Origin of the sequence: Gaetbulibacter saemankumensis DSM 17032, from assembly GCF_000425645.1 — a bacterium.
Classification (GTDB): domain Bacteria; phylum Bacteroidota; class Bacteroidia; order Flavobacteriales; family Flavobacteriaceae; genus Gaetbulibacter; species Gaetbulibacter saemankumensis.
The window spans coordinates 468,954-491,775 of the sequence record NZ_AUDV01000005.1 but is presented as its reverse complement, the minus strand read 5'-3'; the positions used below and the strand labels follow the sequence as shown (position 1 = coordinate 491,775).

Sequence of the window (22,822 nt, the reverse complement as noted above, 5' to 3'; positions counted from 1 at the left end):
ACTCTACTTTTAATTTGAATAATTTCTCGCGCCAAAGATACTACTTCCTACGCGAATCATGGTACTTCCGCAATCGATGGCTAACTGATAATCTCCACTCATGCCCATAGAAATGGTTTTGGGCGTAAAGTTTGGGGTATCAATGCTTTTTAAGGTATCGAAAATCGATTTCAATCGGGTGAATTCCTTCTGAATCTGATCTTCATCATCGGTAAAAGTAGCCATGCCCATAACCCCAACAACCTGAATGTTTTTTAATTCTGAAAACGCTTCTGAAGTTAAAATAGCCTTAGCGTCGGCTTCACTCATTCCAAATTTAGAATCTTCCTCCGCGATTTTTAATTGTAGCAAACAGTTAATAACCCGGTCATGTTTTGCGGCCTGTTTATTTATTTCCTGGAGCAGTTTGTAGTTATCGACCCCGTGAATTAAACTCACAAAAGGCGCCATGTATTTTACTTTGTTACGTTGTACATGCCCAATCATATGCCAGTTAATATCCTTTGGCATCTGTTCGTGCTTGTCTACCATTTCCTGAATTTTATTTTCACCAAAAATGCGCTGTCCGGCATTGTAGGCTTCCATTAAATCTGCAACAGGTTTGGTTTTCGAAACGGCTACCAGGGTAACATGCGCTGGTAAGGTACTTTTTATCTGGTTTAAGTTATCTGCTATACTCATCTTATCTCGTCATTTTAAACCGTACTGAATTGTTTTATGTTTTTGTAAATGGTATGGGTGTTTAGAATGCAGTTCCTGCTGTTTTCTAATTTATTTTAAAAATTGCTTCGAAACAACTTCGGCTTTTCTGTGTTCTGAGTAATCGTAAAATCCTTCGCCCGATTTAACGCCTAACTTACCGGCCTGCACCATGTTTACAAGCAAAGGGCAGGGGGCGTATTTCGGATTTTTAAATCCGTCGTACATGACATTAAGAATTGACAGGCAAACATCCAGACCTATAAAATCGGCCAGTTGTAAAGGGCCCATCGGGTGTGCCATACCTAGTTTCATAACCGTATCTATTTCTAACACACCGGCTACACCGTTGTAAAGTGTTTCAATAGATTCGTTAATCATAGGCATTAAAATACGGTTCGCCACAAAACCAGGGTAGTCGTTTACTTCTACCGGTACTTTGCCTAAAGTTTCAGATAGTTCCATTATGGTTTTGGTAACGGCATCGCTGGTATTGTAACCTCGAATAATTTCCACCAGTTTCATAATAGGCACCGGATTCATAAAATGCATCCCGATAACCTGCTCCGGGCGACTGGTAGCAGCCGCAATCTGCGTGATGGAAATCGATGAGGTATTAGTCGCCAGAATGGTTTTAGCTTCACAAAGGCTATCTAACTGCTTAAAAATATTCAGTTTTAAATCCACGCGTTCTGTAGCAGCTTCAACCACTAAATCGGCATTCATTACACCAGTTTCTATACTGGTATACGTGGTAATATTACCAAGGGTTTGTGATTTTTCAGCTTCGGTAATATGTTCTTTGGCCAGCATGCGGTCCAGGTTTTTAGCTATGGTAGCCAGACCTTTTTCTAATGCCACTTCGTTAACATCGATAAGCGAAACTTGAAATCCGCTTTGTGCAAAGGTATGAGCAATACCATTCCCCATGGTACCCGCACCAATAACAGCAATCTGTTTCATAATGGGTATTTTTTATCCTTTATTAAACTTGAAACCAATAAGCCTTTTTGACAGATGGGTTTATTTGCTAAAGCAATTAATAATTTCGGTTGCTACGCGCAGGGCTTCGGTGCCATCATGTAAGGTCACAACAGGAGCTGTGTCGGTGTTAATAGCATCGGCAAAAGCGTTTAACTCATCAAGGATAGAGTTGTTGTTCTCTACATGTGGGTTGTCGAAATAAATTTGTTTTTTCTCGCCTTCGGCATTCTGTAATACCATATCGAAATCACCAGGATGTTCCGGTGCATCTTTCATTTTAACCACTTCACATTTCTTTTCCAGGAAATCGACCGATATGTAGGCATCTTTCTGGAAGAAACGCGCCTTACGCATTTTTTTAAGTGAAATACGGCTGGCTGTTAAATTGGCAACACATCCATTTTCGAACTCGATACGGGCATTAGCAATATCCGGTGAACTGCTAATTACTGCCACACCACTGGCGCTAATATGTTTTACTTTAGATTGTACAACACTTAAAATAATATCGATATCGTGAATCATTAAATCCAGCACCACAGGTACATCGGTACCACGCGGGTTAAATTCGGCAAGGCGATGCGATTCGATAAACATAGGCGATTTAATTTCGCTTTTTACCGCTAAGTATGCCGGATTAAAACGCTCGACATGACCTACCTGACCACGTAATTTATTTTCTGCCAGTAACTGGCGTATATGTTCGGCTTCTTCAACCGTGTTTGTAATAGGTTTTTCTATAAAAATATGCTTGCCTTTGGCAATGGCCTTCTTGGCACAATCGTAATGCGACAGGGTAGGCGTTACAATATCGACCATGTCGACCGCATCGATTAAGGCATCAATAGAATTAAAGTAAGTATACCCGAACTCGGCCTCTACGCGTTTCGCGTTTTCTTCATCCGCATCATAAAAACCTACAAGTTCGTATTTTTCAGACTGTTTAAGGAGTTTTAAATGAATTTTTCCAAGGTGACCAGCACCCAGAACACCAGCTTTTAGCATAATTATTTACGTTTTCAACAAAAATAAGATTTTAGCAGAGGTATTGCCTATTTAATAAAGAATTTTTTAACGAAAATTATAATCCTGTAAAATGTTAAGAAATTGTTTCGGTCTTTAAAATGTTTAACTAATTTTACCCTTATTAAACTTCACAAGACATTGAAAGATACGTTTAGGCATAAGGGATTGAGGCAGCAATTGGTTAATGTTTTAATAGATAAAGGCATAAAACAACCAGGGGTTTTAAAGGCTATTGGTAAGATACCTAGGCATTTATTTATGGACTCGGGGTTCCTGGATCATGCCTATGTAGATAAAGCCTTTCCTATTGCGGCCGACCAGACCATTTCGCAGCCTTATACGGTAGCCTTTCAGAGTGAATTATTGCAGGTACAACCCGGCGATAAGGTGCTGGAAATAGGTACGGGTAGTGGTTACCAGACCGCCGTGCTTATCGAGTTGGGCGCTAAAGTATATAGTATAGAACGCCAGCAGGAACTGTTTAAGAAAACCTCGAAGTTTTTACCACAAATAGGCTATCGCGCCAAGAGTCTTATTTTTGGCGATGGCTATAAAGGCTTACCCGATGAAGCGCCTTTTGATAGTATTATTGTTACGGCAGGGGCACCCTTTGTGCCTAAACCCTTGCTAAGTCAGTTAAAAGTCGGTGGCCGATTAGTCATTCCGGTAGGCGTTGATGTGCAAACCATGACCTTATTTATTAGAAAAGGCACTAAAGAATTTGAGCAGCATGAGTTTGGTGAATTCCGTTTTGTACCCTTGTTAGAAAACAAGAATTAGTACCTCCTGAAAAGTATGTCTTTTTTAAACCAAGCCTATTCTGGCTGATGGCTGGCTATGCCCTTTAGTTAGGTTTGTGTAATCTGTTAAAATACAACACGTTGTTGAAATTTCCAAATATTGACACAATTTGACACAATTTGAGACTGAGACCAAAAAAAGAGGGGTTTTGTTCGTCTCTGCTTCGGGTGGTTTTTGGTAAGATGGGGTTTTAGCTGAATAAAACCGGAACAGCACTAAAATTCATGTAGGAAATGTTGATAAAATTTTAAAAACTATACGAAAAACCGTAAAGTTAAAGTGTGAAATACTGATATATTTGGGGTAAATATAATATAGATAAACGCCATGGTGTTTATGCTATTGTTAGGCAACATAAAGACAAACGATATTGACAAATAGAAAAACCAATTTCAAAACCATCTGGCAAAGAGCCAAAATCAGACCAATTCTACTACTCTTTGCATTTCAAGGAATTGCATTTGCATTACTTCTTTTTCTTCCAATGGGCTTAATGATGAATTCATTAGGAAATAGTTTCCCATTTGTTGAAAACGCTGAAAAAATACAATCTGATGGAATAACAGCCAATGCTACTCTAACTGGAATTAAAGGAATTGATAATATAACTATCAATAGAAATAATCCACAAATTCTGACTTATGAATTTGACAACAACGGTCAGAAAACGGAATCAAAGTTTAGTGTTTTTGAACCAGAAAAAACTGATAATTTAAAAATTGGAGATATAATTCCAATTAAACATTTGAACGGAGAATCAATGCCAACCGAATTTGAACAATATTCGTTTAGTATAGATTTTATGTATTACATAGCTGGAGCCATTCTTTTGATTGGACTAATTCTTTCCTATCTACTATACTCACGAATAAATAAAGAAATTTCATTGTATAAAACAGGCAGAATTATGGACGGAAAAATAATTTCAATAAGTCACAATAAAGGTTTCACATTTTCGAAATTTGGCTCGTCAATGGATGTGCATTATGAATACGGAAATAAAGTTGCGAAATCAAGGACTAATAATTTTGCTTTGACAAATAACAAATCAATTGGAGATTCAATTAAAATTTTGGTTTCAAAAGACGGAAATTCATCTTGTCTATATCCTGAATTAATTGCTAAAACTAATGGTTGGAAAGAAAATTACGTTGCCTAACAATGTGTATAATTCATTGCTAGTTATAGCCTACTTACTAAAGTCCTCGCGGACTTTCTATCTGTGATTTATTTGCTAACTTTAGTGCTTAAACCACGCAACGAAATCATACACTAGACCGTTGTGCTTTATTAAAAACCAGCCCTATAAATACAGATAATGCCAATACTAAATGATATAATTGATTGGGTGGAAAACAAGCCTATTTTTTGGCAAGTTGCCATTGACCGCTTAATTAGAAATAATGAACTAACTGATAATGATATTTCTGAACTAAAGGAAATCTGTAAAGTGGATTATGAGTTATCGGACTTTGATTTTGATGAAGTGGATTTTGATGATTTAAGAGACTTCGCAAATAACGCGACAAGTAGTGATGACATAATACTCACTAAAATTTCCAATGTGGACAACATAAACGCACTCTCAAAAACGAGTGAATTAGAATTTGCCTCAAATGGACTTACTCTTGTCTATGGAGATAATGGCTCAGGAAAATCAAGTTATGTGAGTATTTTAAAACATACTTGTAACACCAGAGGGCATAAACCAAAAATAAATGACAATTTGTATGACCCTGCTTGTTTTGGAAATGATAAAAAAGCAGATGTAGAATATACTACTAATGGAACAACCTTTTCAACTGTTAATCTTATCAATGAAAGTGTAAATGATAATACTCTAAAAAAAATTGATGTCTTCGACACTTTTAGTGCCAATCATTACATTGAAGGTGAGGATGAGATTGCTTTTATCCCGCAAGGATTATCAATCGTGGAAAAATTGGCAGAAGCGGTTAATAAAGTTGAATCCCAAATAAACGTTGAGCTATCAGATCCCACTTTAGACAAGTTTGATTTTGAGCTTTTGGAAGTTGCTGAGGGTACAACAGCCAAAGTATTTCTGGATAGCTTAAGTTCAGAAACAACACTTGACAAGTTAAGAGCAGAATCTATATGGAATAACGCAAAAAGTGCAAGAGTAGAAACTCTGACAAAAGAAATAGATAAACTAAAGGCGTCTGACCCAAAAAAAAGTTTAAAATCGAATGAAGAAAAAATACAACGCTTTAGTATTTTACAAAATAAATTTCAAGCTTTAGAGAACTACTTGACAGGGCAGGCTTTAGTTAACTTTAAACAAATACTAAATAGTTTTTCGCAAACGAAAAAAGCACTCGCTGACTCTTCAGAAAAAGCTTTTTCTGATTTACCAATGGATGGAGTTGGGAATAGTTCTTGGAAACTACTGTGGGAAAGTGCTAGAAAATTTTACAATGAAAGTACTCAAACAGATAACTTTCCAGAAGTTACTGAAAATAGTAACTGTCCTCTCTGTCTTCAAGATTTAGGTGAACAAGCAAAAAATAGGTTCACTACGTTCGAAGAATTTGTAAAGAATGACATTCAAAAATCTTATGATGAAGCACTTGAGAAATATGATTTAGCAATTGATAATTTAGACAGACTTGAGTTTAATTTTAGCGAGCAAGAACCAATAGCCCTTGAATTAGACGAAATCGTTGAAAAGTACTCTGAGAAACAAGCTGAATACTTAAAAATACTTTCAAACCAGAAAGATTACATAAAGAAGCTTTTCAACTCAAAAAAAACAATTGAAAGTACTGATCCTGTTGATATTTCTGACACCCCTAAAACTTTGATTCAAGAACTCATTAAAAAGTTAGAAGCAACTAACGAGAAATTAAAGGTTCAATCCATAGATGAAGATTTAAAACCACTGGTCAAGGAATTAGCTCAGCTAAAAGGAGAAAAAAAGATTTTTGATTACAAACCAAAATTAGGTCGTGAAATTTATCGACAAAAAAAGATTAAGCTACTAAATCAATGCCTAAGTAGATGTAATACTCGAACAATTACAATTCTAAGTAATGAGTTAACAACTAAATACATAAATGAAAATCTCAAACAGAATTTCCAAACGGAACTTAAAAAATTAGGTTTTAAAAATATCAAGATTGAAACTGAAACTAAAGGGCAAAGAGGCAAGCAATATCACTACCTTAGACTTGGCGAAAACAACACAAACGGAATCGCATTAAAAGATGTCCTAAGTGAAGGAGAACATAGGTGTATCTCTTTATCTACTTTTTTATCTGAATTGTCAATTTCGGAACACAAAAGCGCAATAATTTTTGATGACCCTGTATCTTCTCTTGACCACAAATGGAGAAATAAAATTTCTAAAAGGATTACAGAAGAAGCGCTAGAAAGACAGGTTATTGTATTTACTCACGATATTACTTTTCTAGTAATGATAGAGGAGCATTGTTCAAAGCTAAATTGTGACTTAGATGTAAAAAGTCTGACTAGGAAAAAAACTGAGACGGGAATAATTGCAACGAATCCACCTTGGGACACTCTTCCGGTTAAAAAACGTCTTGGAGTCTTGAAAAATGGTCTAGTTAGGTTAAAATCAATTGAAAAAAATGAAACCGAAGAGGTTTACAGAGAACATGCAATACCCTTTTATGGTAAGCTAAGAGAAACATGGGAAAGGTTTATTGAGGAAGTTTTATTAAATAAGGTTGTTCAAAGGTTTGGAAGAGAAATTCAAACTTTAAGGATTAAAGTGCTCACAGACCTAACAGATAACGACTATAATCTAATTGAGGAAAACATGAAAAAATGTTCGACTTATATGAGGGGCCATGATTCCTCAGCTGCTTTAATTGAAACTATGCCAGACTCTGATGAAATCGAAGCTGATATTAAAGTACTAGAAGATTATTTAGGTGATATGCGAAAAAGAAAAAGGCAATAAAAAAAAGCATAACAAGGTGTATAGTGCATAGCTACCCTTCGGGATAGCTACGACACCATACACGGACCGTTGTGTACAAGTTTGACAAAAAAATTAACAAAAACCAATATGATAACAAGAGTTACTTTTAGAGGAACAGGACAATTAAATGGACCTGTAATTATTCAAAAAACTGTTGATTTAGACAGACAAACACTTAATACTTTTTACGGAGCTAAAAAAGACCAAGTCATAACTGCTTTTTTAGCTAATCACTATCCGGGAGTTGAAATCAACCCTAGAAAAATCAGTATAATTCAAGAAAAGGTAATAAAACCTAATAAAGAAAACAAAAACTCAAATAAAACGTCAAAAAGTAAATCTAGCTCTTTTACCATATTTACATTAATATTTTTACCATTTAAAATAATATGGAAAATAATTACTTGGCTAACCAAAGGAAGTCACGTTTAATAAAAGGATATGGATTATAAGCTAGATTACATTTCAAGGATATTCAAAAAAACAAGCAAAAAAAGAACAGAAAACTATATCTTAACTCGCATTTGGCATCAATTAAATAATACAAATATTAAAATTTGTCATCAACAGTATGTAAATAGAGGTGATGGCAAATATGCTTTAACAGATATTTTCTTTCCTCAATTTGATTATCATATAGAAGTTAATGAAGATTTCCACTATAAAGACAATTTAAAAAAGGAATTGGATTTAATAAGAGCTAATGATATTAAAACATCTACAAAAGACCATATAATAAGATTTATTGATTGTAGAGGAAACCTTGAACAAATACACAGCCAAGTAGACAAAATTATTGAGGAAATTAATAGCATTTGTCTTGAACAAAAAACAAAAGGGAATTTTAAACCTTGGGATGGAAATGAACTAAAACCTGAATACTGGTTAAATAAAAACACATTAAAAGCTTCTGACAATATCAATTTAAGGACAATAGATGATATTGGGACTCTATTCAATGTGGAAATAAAAAAAAGAGGGTTTTTAAAACCAGGAGCCGTGAAATATCCTAAAGAAGGATATACAGAAATTTGGTGGCCAGAAAAAAAGAAAAAAAATAATTGGGTCAATGATTTTTATGAAGACTTCAAGTATATCACAGAAGAACACATCGACGACGAAAAATCCATAAGTCATTTAAATTATTTTATTAAAAAATCACCAAATTGCAAACGTGTCGTATTTTTCAAATATAAAGATGAACTAGGTTTTAATTTTTACAAATTTGTAGGTTGTTATGAATTTTCAATAGAGATTAGTAAAAAGCAAAACAAAGTAATTTGGAAAAGGTTTTCAGAAAGCATTGATGATTTTAGGATAAAAAAACCTGTACACAACAACGTGTAAGGGCAATAACGGCTGAATTTCCTATTCGGAAATTCAACTCGCTTTGCTAAATTAGGTGCGTCAGTAACGGGAAAGTACTCGCGTACTTTCCCGTTACTGACGCTTACACAAATACGTAAGCTGTAAGAACTGTATGAAATGGAAATAATTTTAGAAACAACTCGACTCTTATTAAGAGAATTTAATGTTCAGGATGCTGAAAACTTCTATAAGCTAAACCTAAATCCAAATGTCATAAAATATACTGGAAATTCTGCTTTTAAGAATATTGAAGAAGCTAAAAGATTTCTAGAAAACTACCAGGACTACAAATTAAATGGATATGGAAGATGGGCTGTGATTACTAAAGAAAATAATGAGTTTATTGGTTGGTGTGGATTAAAATTAGGAGAAATAGAAAATGAAACAGATATTGGATTTCGGTTTTTTGAAAAAGTGTGGAATAGAGGTTATGCAACAGAAAGTGCCAAAGCTTGCCTAGATTATGGGTTTGAAAAACTAAATCTAACAAGAATTATTGGCAGAGCAATGAATGAAAATATGGGTTCAATTAAAGTATTAGAAAAAATTGGACTTGAATTTGAACAAAACACAAACTTTGAAGGACAAGATGCTGTGATATACAAAATAGAAAAAAAGCCTATAAACAACACTATATCCTATCAAGAGCACTAGCTCAGTTTCTCAAAGTTAACATCTCATAAAAGCAATGCGGTTACCTATGGCTCCAAGAAAGATTAAAGCGGCTGCCTTCCTAATGGAATTTCCAACGTCTCCTCATCAACAGCATAGTTGCTAATCATGAATGCCCCACAAAACCCTAACTCGATATGACCCCCAGACTTAAAATTAAAAACCTATACGCTCCTGTGTTAATAATCCTGTTAGTACTTGCTGCAAGTTCCGAATTAAAGGCGCAAGATAAAGCACCGCAAGATTTAAAAGATTTTAAAGTGGTTATTGAAACCACAAAAAATGGTATTAAAATGCAAAGTTTTAAGGGTAGTGCCTGGATTGCCTTAACCTTTATCCTTAATGATAATCAACCACAGGCTATTAATCAATTTGGAATGACCGAACTGGATCAGATTTCTACAAACCAGGGTTCTAATCTTGCCAATTTCCTCTTTACTGTAACCAAGACCAACGATGGTATTGAGCTAAAAGGTTTTGAGGGAACTGCCTGGAAAAATTTGAAATTTTCACTCGCAGAAAATGAAAAACAAGCCATCGACCAAAACGGCATGACTCCGTTGAATTAACATAAATAACAGGAAGCAAATATAAGTTGCGTATTCATGACATTATTACTTGTAATTCAGCTTAATTAATAAACCAAAATTTTTGAAGATAGAAAAAATAGTATTTAATTACGCTCTCAAAATCTTACCATGATATTATTCAGTAAATCAATGAAAATGAGTATTCAGAAAACCGTGTTTAAAGGGCAAATCAGGAGATGTTATTTTATGTGTGTCGGTATCATATTTGCTTTTATGTTTGTTGGTTGTACAGCACAAGACGTTAAAAACGAAGATATATTATGGTATCGTAGCCCTGCAAAAAGCTGGAATGAGGCGCTTCCACTTGGCAATGGTAAACTGGGTGCTATGGTTTTTGGTAAGACATCTGCCGAACGCATTCAATTAAACGACGATTCCATGTGGCCTGGTGATATGGAAGATTGGACTGAACCGGAAGGGACTCAAGAGGATCTGGAAAAGATTAGAGCATTACTGTTTGAAGGTAAGCAAAGTGAAGCCGATCAATTATTTGTAGATAAATTTTCTCGTAAAACGATCGTGCGGTCACATCAAACTATGGGTGATTTATTTATTGATTTTGATCATCAGGATATTTCCGATTATCGTAGAGAGCTCAATTTAAATAAAGCGCTGGCTACGGTGTCTTATAAGTCGGGTGGCTCTCTGGTTACGGAGCAAGTATTTACGTCACATCCACATAAGGCCATTATTATAAAATTAACCTCGGATGCTCCGGAAGGATTAAATGCCAGACTAACACTTAGCAGGCCACAAGATATGGGTTACGATACCGCCAAAGTATCTGTTTCTGATGATAGCCTGTTGCTTATGCAGGGTGAAGTAACCCAGCGAGCAGGTAAGTTTAATTCTGAACCTTACCCTATTTTAGAAGGCGTAAAGTTTGAAACTATGCTTAAGGTAAACCATCAGGGCGGGAACATCGAGCAAGGCAAGGATTATCTTAAACTCGATCATGTAAAAGAGGCCACTATTTATATCGTATCTAATTCTTCTTATTATTTTGATTCCTATCAGGATCAGAACAAATTAGATATGAAGGCGGTAGCATCAAAAAGTTTTGATAAACTGCTTAAAGAACATATTGAAGATTATCAAAAATGGTATTCCAGATTGGATTTTCAACTTACAGGAGTCAAAAAAGATAGCTTGCCTATAGATGAACGCCTTGATCGCGTTAAAAAGGGAGCTATTGATTTAGGCTTAGAGGAGTTACTCTATAAATACGGACGTTATCTGCTTATTAGTTCTTCACGTGTGGGTACCAATCCTGCTAACCTCCAGGGCTTATGGAATGACAATATCGAAGCGCCTTGGAATGGCGATTACCACCTTAATATCAATCTGCAAATGAACTATTGGCTTGCCGATGTGGCTAACCTTGGGGAACTCAATAATCCATTATTTGATTATATAGACCGCTTAGTTGAAAATGGTAAAAAAACCGCGAGTAAAAACTTTGGTTGTCGCGGGAGCTTTATTCCTCATGCCACAGATTTATGGGCGACTACCTGGTTACGGGCTCCTACGGCGTATTGGGGCTGTTCTATAGGAGGCGGTGGTTGGTTAATGCAGCACTATTGGCAGCATTACGAATTTACTCAAGACAAAATGTTTTTAAAGGAAAGAGCTTTACCGGCTATCGAGGAAGTCGCTAAATTTTATAGCGACTGGATAATTGAAGACCCCCGAGATGGCTATTTAATATCAGCGCCTTCTACCTCGCCTGAAAACAGGTATTTGAATGAAGCAGGCGAGCCTGTTGCCAGTTGTTTAGGTAGTGCCATGGATCAACAGGTCATTTATGAGGTTTTTAATAATTACATAAAAGCCTGTGATGTTTTAAATATCAATCATGAATTTCTGGAAAAAGTTAAACAGCAGAAATCGAAATTACGACCGGGCTTTGTAATTGGTGATGATGGCAGAGTACTGGAATGGGATCGACCTTACAAGGAATTAGAACCAGGACACCGACATATGTCTCATTTATATGGGTTTCACCCAGGAAACCAAATAACGAAAGCCAATAACCCGGAAATTTTTAAAGCGGTTAGAAATACGTTGGACTACCGCTTAGAAAATGGTGGTGCAGGACCAGGATGGAGTAGAGCCTGGTTGATTAATTGCAGTGCCAGATTATTAGATGGTAACATGGCACATGAGCACATTCAGCTTTTATTGAAAAGGTCTACCGATAATAACCTGTTTAATTCGCATCCTCCATTTCAAATAGATGGAAACTTTGGTTACACCGCAGGGGTATCTGAAATGCTACTGCAATCGCATGAGGAAGGCATAATTAGATTGTTGCCGGCCTTACCCGATAGTTGGGAGCGTGGTCACATAAAAGGTTTAAAAGCCAGAGGGGGGTTAACCGTAGATATGTCCTGGAGTAACAATTTGTTAGATTATGCCACCATTCGTTCGGCTCGGGATAACAAGATTACATTAATGTATCAGGGTGAAGCGGTTAATATCGAAATAAAGAGTGGAGACGTTTACATATTTGAACCTTCTATTAAAGAAAACTAATTAAAATAGAATGGTGTCATGTTTTAAATAAGGGCTATGAGGCCTTTGGTATTGCCTGAATACCATTAAATCCATATCTTATTGGTTGTAATGAGTCTTAAGAGAGGAAAAAAATAATCACTTCATGAATAAGTCGGTATTTGAGATTACTAAAATGGATTGTCCTTCAGAGGAAAACCTGATCCGTATGAAGCTGGACGGACTATCGGGTATTGCTCATTTAGATTTCGATATACCCAATCGGAAATTAACGGTATTCCATAGGGGAGACGTTGATGATATTGAAACATCGGTTTTAGACTTAAATTTAGGAGGTAAAAGAATTTCTACTGAAGAAACAACACAATCGGGATTTGAGGATAATTCAAATCAGAAGAAACTGCTCTGGACGGTTTTAGGGATTAATTTCGTGTTTTTTTTAATCGAAATGACAACAGGATTGTTTTCTAAATCAATGGGGCTAGTGGCCGATAGTTTAGATATGCTTGCTGATAGTTTTGTTTATGGTATTAGTTTATTTGCTGTTGGAGGAAGTCTTATTAGAAAAAAACGCATTGCCAAAGTTGCGGGGTATTTTCAAATAACATTAGCGGTTATAGGCTTTGTGGAGGTGTTGAGACGTTTTTTTGGCGCCGAGCAACTTCCTAACTTTTCGACCATGATTTTGGTGTCTGTTTTAGCCTTAATAGCCAATGGGGTATGCCTGTATATTTTACAAAAATCTAAAAGTAAAGAAGAGGCTCATATGAAAGCCAGTATGATTTTCACCTCAAACGATGTTATCATTAATTTGGGAGTCATCATAGCAGGGCTCTTGGTTAACTGGTTACATTCTAATAAACCGGACTTAATAATCGGAATTATAGTTTTTATTCTGGTAATTCAAGGAGCCTTTCGAATATTGAAATTGAGCAGATAGGTTCTGGTTAATATCTAATTTTAAGACTGTTACGTAATATAATGCTATGCATTTGTGATATTAAGGCATATTTAAGCTATCTTTAAGTATGAAAAGTTATTGGTATTTGGTGCTTAACTAATTACATGAGTTTGAAAGGTTTATTTATGAATGACATTTTTATTAAATGAAACGCATTGCTCTAATAGTTTTGTTTTCGATGGTTAGTACAACGATTTATGCTCAATTTGATGCAAATAACGCGTTGTATTTAACGGGGGAAGTGAATTTGGGTAATTATATAGGTGTTGATTTAAATATTAATTATGTTTATAAAGACACTTATACATTTAAAATTGGCTATACTGATAATATAAGAGACGCGAAGTCGAAACCCAAAGATTTTAATTCGGGATTGATAGGCGTGCTTCTTTTTGGTGTGGGTGACCCTGACGATCAATTTGAAAATTTTCAGCTATGTGTGGGAAAGCTTTATAAATTAAACCCGAGGGGTACTATTAGAGCGAATATGTCGATTGGGCTGGGCTACACTATCATTGAAACCCCTGAAAATTGGCAGCGTATTGATAATGGCGCTGGGTTTGTTGGAAATTATTTATGGGATTATAGAAAACATAATACCATAAGCCTTATTATCAATCCAAAAATTGAATTTCCGTTTACAAGATATTTTGGATTAACCCTTTCTCCCATGGTGCAAATTAATAAGGATACGTCCTATTTTGGAATTGGTATTGGAACCATGATAGGCTTGTTAAGAAGTCGAATAGAGTAGGGCTCCTTTCCTAATATGCCGATACTTTAATTAATCAAGGAGACTTTAAATTCTCGGTACAAAGGGTCCAAGTCTTTGATTATAAGTTAGCTGAAAATAGATGAAATAATTATATAACTTGTAGTTTACTTCATAGCCATAATCGATGTTGGGTTGATAATCGATTGGTAATTCATATAAATTGGGGTTATATCGCTGAGGTTGCATGACGCGTTGATTCCATTCGGTAACATAAATATAGTTACGGTTTTCTAAGAATTGCTGAGAATAATAGCCTTCAGGTTGGGCGCGGCTTAGTAACCAAGCGTTAAAACCAGGTTCAATAATAATAATTTCATACTCCAGACTGTCGTTGCTAATAGTGACCGTGTCACTGACTTTTTGATTTGCTAGGCGTTCTGTTTTGTTGCTTGCTGTCGAAGTTGATTTAGGGGTGTTGCAACTCACCATCAAACCAATCAGTCCTAAAATGTATATTATTGTTTTCATAATACCTTAATTTACGAAATTTAGGACTGATTCATTTTGGTTTATTCTATTTTAACAAAAAATTGTTTTATTGGTTTTCAAGCATAAACTTATTTGTTGCCGAATAGTCCACCCAGCATACCTCCAAGACCACTTTTCTTTTTATTTCCACCTAAAACCATATTGGCAACATCATCTATTACACTGCCGTCTCCATCGGCATCAAGAATCGTTTCTATAAAACTTTGCTCTTGATTTTTCGAGTTTGTGTTTACTAAATTTCCTAGTAAACCTTCTAATCCACTGGAATTAGTTACTTTATTTTGCTTGGCTTGATTTCCTAATAAGCCCATAACAATAGGAGCTGCAATTTTTAAAATCTGAGCAACCGTATTCGAATCGATCCCTGATTTAGCGCCTAGAGCTGTTTCTATGTGTTGCTGTTTGTTTCCTAAGATATGATTTAATATGTTGCCACCATCAGACATAACAGTATCACTAATACCTCCGCTAAATAAGCCATCCAGATTATCTAATATACTTCCGTCGTGTTTATTACTAATGGCATTTAGTATACCTTGGGCACCTTCTGGGTTTGAAGCATTATTTCTCATAGCCTGCATTAAAACAGGTAGGGCCATGGTTAGTACATCCTGAGTTTTATTTTTTGGCTGTTTGGTTTGATTAGAAACGCCATTGATTATGGTTTGTCCTAAATCGCTGTTTAATAAATCTAAAATTCCTGACATAAGTTTGGTTTATTTGATTTGTATTGAAAAATTCAGGGATTTAAGGTACAAAAAAAAAGTCCTGCACTATTTGTGCAGGACTTAATTGTTATGTTATTAATGGTTTAATTTAATTAACCAAGAATACTTATAATTTGTGATGCTAATTCAGTACCAATTCTGTCCTGGGCTTCATTAGTAGCAGCACCAGTATGTGGTGTTAATGATAATGATGCATTCATTAATAACTGAATTTCTGGTTTAGGTTCTTTTTCGAATACATCTAAAGCAGCACCTGCTACTTTTCCACTTTCAATGGCTTTAACCAAGGCTACTTCATTTACCACACCACCACGAGCAGCGTTTGCAATAATGACACCGTCTTTCATCATATTGAATTCGGCTTCATCAATGACGTAATCTTTCTGCGCAGGAACGTGTAATGTGATGAAATCAGCTTGCTTTAAAACGTCTTCTTTAGAAATCGTATTGATTTCAAAGCTTACGGTTTGTCCGTCATAAAATTCTAAAGACAAATCGGCCTTCTCTAAAAATGGATCGAAAGCGATAACTTTCATACCAGCTCCCAAGGCTACTTTAGCAGTTGCTTGTCCAATACGACCAAAACCTAGTACCCCTAAGGTTTTTCCTTTTAATTCGATACCTTTTGAATAGGCTTTCTTTAAGCCTTTAAAGTTGCTGTCGCCTTCAAGCGGCATGTCTCTGTTTGAGTTATGTAAGAAACGAGCCAATCCGTAAAAGTGTCCGAATACTAATTCGGCTACAGAGTGTGATGAGGCAGCTGGTGTATTGATTACGTGTAACCCTTTTTCGCGAGCATATTCCACATCTATGTTATCCATACCAACACCACCACGACCAATAATTTTTAGTCCCGGACAAGCATCGATTAGGTCTTTACGTACTGTTGTAGCACTACGTACTAATAAAACAGTAATATCTTTTTCGTTAATATAATTTACTAATTGTTCTTGAGCCACGGTTGTTGTTAATACTTCATATCCACCTTTTTCTAAGGCGTCAATTCCGCTTTGAGAGATACCGTCGTTTGCTAATACTTTCATTGTTATTAAGTTTAAAAGTAAAGGTTTAATAAGTCAATTAAGACATATTAAATCCTAAACTTTAAGTTGATTATAATTTTTAGGCTTTACTTTCTAATTCACTCATGACTTCAACAAGTGCTTTTACACTATCTGCAGGAAGTGCGTTATACATAGAAGCTCTGTAACCACCAACGCTTCTGTGTCCATTAACACCACTAATTCCTGCTTCTTTTAGCATCGTTTCGAAAGTGTCCTTAAGGTTATCATTTGTTAAGTTAAAGGTTGCATTCATTAACGATCTGTCTTCCTCCTTGGCAAAACCTTTAAATAATGGGTTTAAATCGATTTCAGAATACATAATGCTTGCTTTCTTTTCATTTTCTTTTTCGATGGCAGCAATACCCCCCATATCTTTTAACCACTCTAATGTTAACATAGAAGTGTACACAGCGAATACTGGAGGCGTGTTTAACATGCTTCCGGCACCAATGTGTTTTTGGTAATCTAAAATAGAAGGGATTTGACGCGTGATTTTTCCAAGAATATCTTCTCTAACTACTACTAAAGTAGTTCCTGCAGGTCCCATGTTTTTTTGGGCCCCGGCATAGATAAGACCGAATTGTGAAAAGTCTAATACACGTGAAAATATATCACTACTCATATCACATACCATTGGGATAGGTGAGTTCGGGAATTCTTTTATTTGAGTACCTACAATAGTATTGTTTGAAGTACAGTGAAAATAATCATAATCTGAAGAAATACTAAATCCCTTAGGGATGTAGTTAAAACCGGCATCTTTAGATGAGGCGATTTCTTCAATAGTACCAACCATTCTAGCTTCTTTTAAAGCTTTCTCACTCCATGAACCAGTATTTAAAAAACTAGCTTTATTTTCAAGTAAGTTCATGGCTGTCATTAAGAACTGCGTACTGGCTCCTCCTTGTAAAAATAATGCGCTGTAACCTTTGCCTTCTAATCCGAGTAATTCTAGAACTAAAGCTCTTGCGTTCTCCATAATCTCAACGAAATCTTTACTTCGGTGAGATATTTCAACTAAGGATAACCCGCTGTTGTTATAATCTTGAACGGCTTCAGAAGCCTTTAAAAGGACTTCTTGAGGTAAAATACTTGGTCCTGCACTGAAATTATGTTTTTTCATTTTTATGTCTGTAGAGTTGTAGATTTTAAAGACACAAAGTTGCTAATTAATTGGTAATTAAGCGCTGAAAATTCAATAATTTTTTAATCAAATCGCTAACAAAAATTCAACAGAATCGACACTATCTGCATAATCCCAAAGTTGAGGTTTTTGCGTGTGCCCAAATGCAATTTCATTTTCAGAAAATCCATTGGCAACAATACATTGAATTAGATCCTTATCAGTATCCAATTTTTTAGTTAGTTGGGCTTTGTCGTCATAATATTCATAAAAAACCGTCGCGATAGGTGAAGCATAGCTTGTGTCTTCTTTAATCATTAAGAAGCCATTTTCTAGCATTTCGAATTCACTCATCAGGTAAACTGCTTTGTTATAATCGTAATTGTTAGCATATTTTGCGCCATCAATAATATGGTGCCAAGGATACATTGCCTGAAAGAAGGCTTCGAAATTATAGTTCTTAGGAACGAATAACTTCGATACGTTTCTGCAACCTAAACCGTAATATCTAAAGATATCTTCCGCTAGGTTTTGTAATTCACTTTCGCTTTCTTCGCCCGTTAGAACAGCTACCGAATTTCGATTATTTCTTATTATAGCCGGTTTTCCTTTAAAATAGTATTCAAAATAGCGTGCTGTATTATTACTACCCGTAGCTATTACGGCATCAAAGTTTTCAATTTTATTGTCGGTAAATCGAATGCGTCCTTTAAATCCTGGTGCCACATATTCTAAATACTTAGCAAGAAAAGGGAGTAATTGTTTGTCGTTAGAAGATTGTTTTACTAAAACCTTATGTCCCGTTATTAATACCGATAAAAAATCATGAAAACCAACGAGCGGAATGTTCCCCGCCATAACAATGGCAATTGTTTTGGGATTGTTTACCGAAATGTTATAAGGTTCAAGCCATTTGGTTAAATTGCTTTCAGATAAAGCATTTACCCAGCTATTTATTGAGTAGGTAATGTTTTCTGGGGTGAACCACCCATTATGTTCTTGCGCTAATTTTAACTGATGTTTAAAACCATCGAAAAATAGGTCGTTGTGTTCAATATTATTTTTTTTTTGAACAGCTTCGTTAGAAAATTGACTTAAAAAATCTCCTAATTTTACAAAAGCCTCAATTCTTTCTTGTAAATGCATTCTGTATTTGGTTATGAATAGTTTTGGCGTTATTTTTGTTGCAAAGTTAGAAAGAAAAAACGCTATGGCAATTATAATAACAGATGAATGTATAAATTGTGGTGCTTGTGAACCTGAGTGCCCGAACACAGCAATATATGAAGGTGCAGACGATTGGCGCTATAAAGATGGTACCAGTTTATCCGGTACTGTAGTGCTTAATAATGGTACTGAGGTTGACGCTGATGAGGCGCAAGAACCTATTAGTGATGAACTTTATTATATTGTTCCTGATAAATGTACCGAATGTAAAGGGTTTCACGATGAGCCTCAATGTGCGGCTGTTTGTCCGGTAGATTGTTGTGTGCCTGATGATGATCATGTAGAAACAGAAGAAGAATTGTTAGCTAAACAACGCTTTATGCACCCTGAAGATTAATTTTGAAATATATAATAATAAGGAAATCCTGAATTTTAGTTCAGGATTTTTTGTTTCCTTTAAAGTTATATAGTTTTGCTTAAAATGATAAATAAAAAAGTATTTCTGCTCTTAAATGGGGAGCCGCCTTTAAGTCTTCCTGATTTGTCAGGTTATGATGTGATTTGTGCTACCGATGGTGCGTATCATTATTTAGAAAAGCATCAGATAACTCCCGATTTTATTAGTGGTGATTTTGATTCTTCGGAACAATTTCCAGAACATCTAACAGTCATACATACCCCAAATCAGGATTACTCCGATTTTGATAAGGTTTTAAAGATTTTACACGATAAAAACTACATAAATATTGATGTGTTCGGAGCTAGTGGGCAGGAGCAAGATCATTTTTTAGGTAATTTACATACAGCCGTACAATGGCATTCAAAACTTGAATTAAAATTCTTTGATAACTACGGGTTTTATTTCTTAGCCAAGAATCAAACCGTTTATAAAGGTTGTAAAGGTAAGCACGTGTCCTTAGTGCCTTTTCCAAAGGCAACAGGTGTTGTTACTCGCGGGTTGCAATATCCCTTAGATAACGAAACCTTGCATTTTGGAGAACGTATTGGTACTCGAAACAGAGCTTTAGAAGACGAAATTGAAATTAGCTTTCAAACGGGTAACTTATTTATCTTCATAAACAGTACGACTGATTAGTCGTTTCCGAAAGATTTCATTTCTTCCAAAGGCTCTAATGTTTGTTCATTTTGCCAAATAGACTTTTCAAATTTATTGTAGCTTTTTAAGGGATAGTCTTTTTGTTGCTTTATCTGTTTAAAGAAAGCTTCTGTTATTCTGGATTCAGAATTAAATAACAGTTCTTCTTTCGTGCGATTTTGTCCTTCTATTGTTATGTTAAATCCTGTTTTGTTCTTTGCTTCACTATTTTCTATAAATTTTATATCACGGTTTATATAGAAATAACTGCCAGTGGTGTGTTTAATGTATTTTGGTATATATTGTTGGTTATCTTGTTTTTGGTAAATTATAATGCCTTTATCAGTATTCATTTCATATTTAATGCCTAGGAGAAATTTTAGGTTTATTTTTTGTCCGTGTTTGTTTTCACCATAAGTGAAATCTATGCGAGAAATAGCAAATGCATCATCAATAACATAGAGCTTGCCTTGGTATTTCGCTTTGCCTTTGCGAGGCGTGAATTTAATTACATATGTTAGTTGCTCGTTGTGAAAGTTAATGTCTTCAATTTCGTAATTATATAAATTCAAGTCTAAAATTTTATTCAAAAACGATTCGTTATAGTAATGGGCGTTGCTGGTTAACTTATGAGTCCGCGTTCTTAGGTTTCCTAGTTTATATTCGCTTTCTTGACGTTTTTTTCTTTGGGTTTGTTTTAAAGATAAAGAATCTTCAATTTTAAAAATACCAGTCTTTAGTTTGTAGGTGAGGCTAGTGTCTAAATATTTTAAAACAATATGTTGTGCTTTTTCCTGGATATCTTCAATGGAAAAATCATTATCATAATCCAGTAATTTGGTTGCTTTATTGACCTGTAGTTTACTGCTGTCTTGATTAGAATAAAAAAGTGTGCCTTTAAAGTCTAAGAAGCTCACCATATTGCTTTTACGAATTTGACTCGATAACTCTGATAATTTTTTATTTGCAGCAGCTCTGTTTTTTGAAGAAACATGTGTGGCTTTTTCAATTTCAAAACCAAGATTTTTAAATTTTACATGGTCTGTTCTTCTGCTAAAAATATTGTATGCTTTAAGATTGAAGTTATAATTCTTGTTTTTGTTGGCGATTACTTTTGTAATAATAGAGTCGGCATTTGGTTTGTTATTGGTAATATAAACCTCGCTTAATTCGTTAATAGCCTCTTCTAATGTAACCGTATAGTTTGCTTGCTCAAGAGCATCTAATGTGATACTTTGTGATTGGTAGCCTAAGCATGAAATTAATAATATTTGGATTGGGTTTTCCTGATTAATGGAGAAATAGCCTTCTTCGTTCGATATTACCCCAGTAAAGTCACCCGTTTGCACACTGGCATATTTAATAGGGGTGTTGGTCGCTTTATCTATAATTTTTCCGGTAACAGATTGACAAAAGGTAAAGCTTAAATAAAAGTAGGTGAAGATTAGAAGGGTTGTTTTTCTCATAAAATGGGAATTCTAATATATCAACGATTAAAGACTTATAATGTTACAAAAAATAATCAAGGAAATGACTACATTTGCACTCGCAAAAACCAATATTTTGGTTTTGTGGTTTAACTTATTTATCGAAATAAAATGAAAGCAGGCATAGTAGGATTACCAAACGTAGGGAAATCGACTTTATTTAATTGTTTATCAAATGCGAAAGCGCAAAGTGCGAACTTTCCATTTTGTACTATAGAACCAAATATAGGAGTGGTTAATGTACCGGATCCTAGACTTGAAAAGTTAGAAGCATTAGTTAAACCAGAACGTGTATTGCCTGCAACTGTAGAAATTGTAGATATTGCCGGACTTGTAAAAGGAGCAAGTAAAGGTGAAGGTTTAGGAAACCAGTTCTTAGCAAATATTCGTGAAACGGATGCTATTCTACACGTATTACGTTGTTTTGATAACGATAATGTTGTGCATGTTGATGGTAATGTAAATCCGCTGCGAGATAAAGAAACTATCGATATGGAGCTTCAGTTAAAAGATCTGGAAACTGTAGAGAAGAAATTAGATAAAGTAAAACGTGCTGCTAAAACTGGAAATAAGGAAGCTCAAAAAGAAGAGGCTGTATTACTTCAAATAAAAGCAGGTCTGGAAGCAGGTAAGTCGGTGCGAGCTTTGGAATTTAATGAAGATGATTATGCCGATTTTGTTAAGCCTGCGCAGTTTATTACAGATAAACCAGTTATGTATGTTTGTAATGTCGATGAAGGTTCGGCGGTTTCAGGTAATAATTATGTAGAAATCGTTAAGGAAGCTGTAAAAGACGAAAATGCCGAAGTTTTAGTATTGGCTGTAGGAACAGAGGCGGATATTAATGAGTTAGATGATTATGAAGAGCGTCAGATGTTTTTACAGGATATAGGTTTAGATGAAGCGGGTTCGGCGAAATTAATTCGTTCGGCTTATAAGCTTTTAAACCTGCAAACATATTTTACGGCGGGTGTAAAAGAAGTGCGTGCTTGGACTGTAGATATAGGAGCTACAGCACCACAGGCTGCCGGTGTGATTCACTCAGATTTCGAAAAAGGATTTATTAGAGCTGAGGTTATCGGCTATGATGATTATGTGACTTATGGAAGTGAATCTAAAGTTAAGGAAGCTGGGAAAATGCGTGTTGAGGGCAAGAATTATATTGTAAAAGATGGTGATGTGATGCATTTCTTATTTAATGTGTAATATGTCATTATAAAAAAATAGAACGCCTCGCATTACATGCGAGGCGTTTTTGTATCCGATATGTTTTATTGAACATCGTAATCTTGAGAGGGAATCTGAAGAGGTTCT

22 protein-coding genes are annotated in these 22,822 nt (G+C 35.3%); 13 read left to right on the top strand and 9 right to left on the bottom strand.

The window, feature by feature from the left end; translation table 11 throughout:
- Window positions 1–9: 9 nt before the first annotated feature.
- From H611_RS0102210 to H611_RS0102200, 3 genes are all read right to left on the bottom strand, one after another.
- Window positions 10–681: a YggS family pyridoxal phosphate-dependent enzyme gene (locus H611_RS0102210; protein ID WP_027136811.1), complete on the bottom strand. Its 672-nt coding sequence runs from the start codon at window positions 679–681 to the stop codon at window positions 10–12.
- Window positions 682–771: 90 nt separating this feature from the next.
- Window positions 772–1,662 carry a 3-hydroxyacyl-CoA dehydrogenase family protein gene (locus H611_RS0102205; RefSeq protein ID WP_027136810.1) on the bottom strand — a complete coding sequence of 297 codons (891 nt, stop codon included), beginning with the start codon at window positions 1,660–1,662 and terminating at the stop codon, window positions 772–774.
- A 60-nt stretch (window positions 1,663–1,722) separates the two neighbouring features.
- Window positions 1,723–2,688, bottom strand: coding sequence for a Gfo/Idh/MocA family protein (locus H611_RS0102200; RefSeq protein ID WP_027136809.1), 966 nt, complete (start codon window positions 2,686–2,688; stop codon window positions 1,723–1,725).
- A gap of 159 nt (window positions 2,689–2,847) precedes the next feature.
- Between H611_RS0102200 and H611_RS0102195 the strand changes: the two genes are divergently transcribed.
- From H611_RS0102195 to H611_RS0102150, 10 genes are all read left to right on the top strand, one after another.
- Window positions 2,848–3,489 carry a protein-L-isoaspartate(D-aspartate) O-methyltransferase gene (locus H611_RS0102195; RefSeq protein ID WP_027136808.1) on the top strand — a complete coding sequence of 214 codons (642 nt, stop codon included), beginning with the start codon at window positions 2,848–2,850 and terminating at the stop codon, window positions 3,487–3,489.
- A gap of 391 nt (window positions 3,490–3,880) precedes the next feature.
- Window positions 3,881–4,669, top strand: coding sequence for a hypothetical protein (locus tag H611_RS0102190; protein WP_157515026.1), 789 nt, complete (start codon window positions 3,881–3,883; stop codon window positions 4,667–4,669).
- A gap of 159 nt (window positions 4,670–4,828) precedes the next feature.
- Entirely contained in the window at window positions 4,829–7,453 is a 2,625-nt protein-coding gene (locus H611_RS0102185; protein WP_027136806.1) for an AAA family ATPase, read from the top strand.
- A 108-nt stretch (window positions 7,454–7,561) separates the two neighbouring features.
- Window positions 7,562–7,906 carry a hypothetical protein gene (locus H611_RS0102180; protein WP_027136805.1) on the top strand — a complete coding sequence of 115 codons (345 nt, stop codon included), beginning with the start codon at window positions 7,562–7,564 and terminating at the stop codon, window positions 7,904–7,906.
- 9 nt (window positions 7,907–7,915) lie between these two features.
- Window positions 7,916–8,821 (top strand): AbaSI family restriction endonuclease, encoded by a 906-nt coding sequence (locus H611_RS14410; RefSeq protein ID WP_051238684.1) that lies wholly within the window; start codon window positions 7,916–7,918, stop codon window positions 8,819–8,821.
- 138 nt (window positions 8,822–8,959) lie between these two features.
- Entirely contained in the window at window positions 8,960–9,496 is a 537-nt protein-coding gene (locus H611_RS13815; protein ID WP_035483150.1) for a GNAT family N-acetyltransferase, read from the top strand.
- Between the two features lie 155 nt (window positions 9,497–9,651).
- Window positions 9,652–10,083 (top strand): hypothetical protein, encoded by a 432-nt coding sequence (locus H611_RS0102165; RefSeq protein WP_027136804.1) that lies wholly within the window; start codon window positions 9,652–9,654, stop codon window positions 10,081–10,083.
- 156 nt (window positions 10,084–10,239) lie between these two features.
- Complete coding sequence (locus H611_RS0102160) at window positions 10,240–12,639, top strand: glycoside hydrolase family 95 protein (RefSeq protein WP_211223785.1); 2,400 nt, start codon at window positions 10,240–10,242, stop codon at window positions 12,637–12,639.
- Between the two features lie 124 nt (window positions 12,640–12,763).
- Window positions 12,764–13,558: a cation transporter gene (locus H611_RS0102155; protein ID WP_027136802.1), complete on the top strand. Its 795-nt coding sequence runs from the start codon at window positions 12,764–12,766 to the stop codon at window positions 13,556–13,558.
- Between the two features lie 166 nt (window positions 13,559–13,724).
- Window positions 13,725–14,333, top strand: a complete 609-nt coding sequence (locus H611_RS0102150) for a hypothetical protein (protein ID WP_027136801.1) — start codon at window positions 13,725–13,727, stop codon at window positions 14,331–14,333.
- Window positions 14,334–14,378: 45 nt separating this feature from the next.
- Here H611_RS0102150 and H611_RS0102145 read toward each other — a convergent pair whose 3' ends face one another.
- The 5 genes from H611_RS0102145 to H611_RS0102125 all read right to left on the bottom strand — a co-directional run bounded on the left by H611_RS0102145 (window position 14,379) and on the right by H611_RS0102125 (window position 18,904).
- Window positions 14,379–14,822 (bottom strand): DUF6146 family protein, encoded by a 444-nt coding sequence (locus H611_RS0102145; protein WP_027136800.1) that lies wholly within the window; start codon window positions 14,820–14,822, stop codon window positions 14,379–14,381.
- An 89-nt stretch (window positions 14,823–14,911) separates the two neighbouring features.
- Window positions 14,912–15,550: a DUF937 domain-containing protein gene (locus H611_RS0102140; RefSeq protein ID WP_027136799.1), complete on the bottom strand. Its 639-nt coding sequence runs from the start codon at window positions 15,548–15,550 to the stop codon at window positions 14,912–14,914.
- Between the two features lie 113 nt (window positions 15,551–15,663).
- Window positions 15,664–16,614: a D-2-hydroxyacid dehydrogenase gene (locus H611_RS0102135; RefSeq protein WP_027136798.1), complete on the bottom strand. Its 951-nt coding sequence runs from the start codon at window positions 16,612–16,614 to the stop codon at window positions 15,664–15,666.
- Window positions 16,615–16,693: 79 nt separating this feature from the next.
- Window positions 16,694–17,758 (bottom strand): 3-phosphoserine/phosphohydroxythreonine transaminase, encoded by a 1,065-nt coding sequence (gene serC / locus H611_RS0102130; RefSeq protein WP_027136797.1) that lies wholly within the window; start codon window positions 17,756–17,758, stop codon window positions 16,694–16,696.
- A gap of 87 nt (window positions 17,759–17,845) precedes the next feature.
- On the bottom strand, window positions 17,846–18,904 hold the full coding sequence (locus H611_RS0102125; RefSeq protein ID WP_027136796.1) for an acyl-CoA reductase: 1,059 nt from the start codon (window positions 18,902–18,904) through the stop codon (window positions 17,846–17,848).
- Window positions 18,905–18,968: 64 nt separating this feature from the next.
- Between H611_RS0102125 and H611_RS0102120 the strand changes: the two genes are divergently transcribed.
- Together H611_RS0102120 and H611_RS0102115 are read left to right on the top strand one after the other, a co-directional pair.
- A complete protein-coding gene (locus H611_RS0102120; protein ID WP_027136795.1) occupies window positions 18,969–19,322 on the top strand; it encodes a 4Fe-4S dicluster domain-containing protein in 354 nt (117 codons plus the stop codon).
- A gap of 84 nt (window positions 19,323–19,406) precedes the next feature.
- Window positions 19,407–20,021, top strand: coding sequence for a thiamine diphosphokinase (locus H611_RS0102115; RefSeq protein ID WP_027136794.1), 615 nt, complete (start codon window positions 19,407–19,409; stop codon window positions 20,019–20,021).
- Here the strand turns inward: H611_RS0102115 and H611_RS0102110 are convergent.
- Window positions 20,018–21,487, bottom strand: a complete 1,470-nt coding sequence (locus tag H611_RS0102110; protein ID WP_027136793.1) for a carboxypeptidase-like regulatory domain-containing protein — start codon at window positions 21,485–21,487, stop codon at window positions 20,018–20,020. The genes H611_RS0102115 and H611_RS0102110 overlap by 4 nt on opposite strands.
- Before the next feature lie 132 nt (window positions 21,488–21,619).
- Here H611_RS0102110 and ychF point away from each other — a divergent pair, with 132 nt between their 5' ends.
- The gene (gene ychF, locus H611_RS0102105) at window positions 21,620–22,714 is read left to right on the top strand and encodes a redox-regulated ATPase YchF (protein WP_027136792.1); all 1,095 of its coding nucleotides are present in this window, start codon (window positions 21,620–21,622) and stop codon (window positions 22,712–22,714) included.
- Window positions 22,715–22,822: the final 108 nt, after the last annotated feature.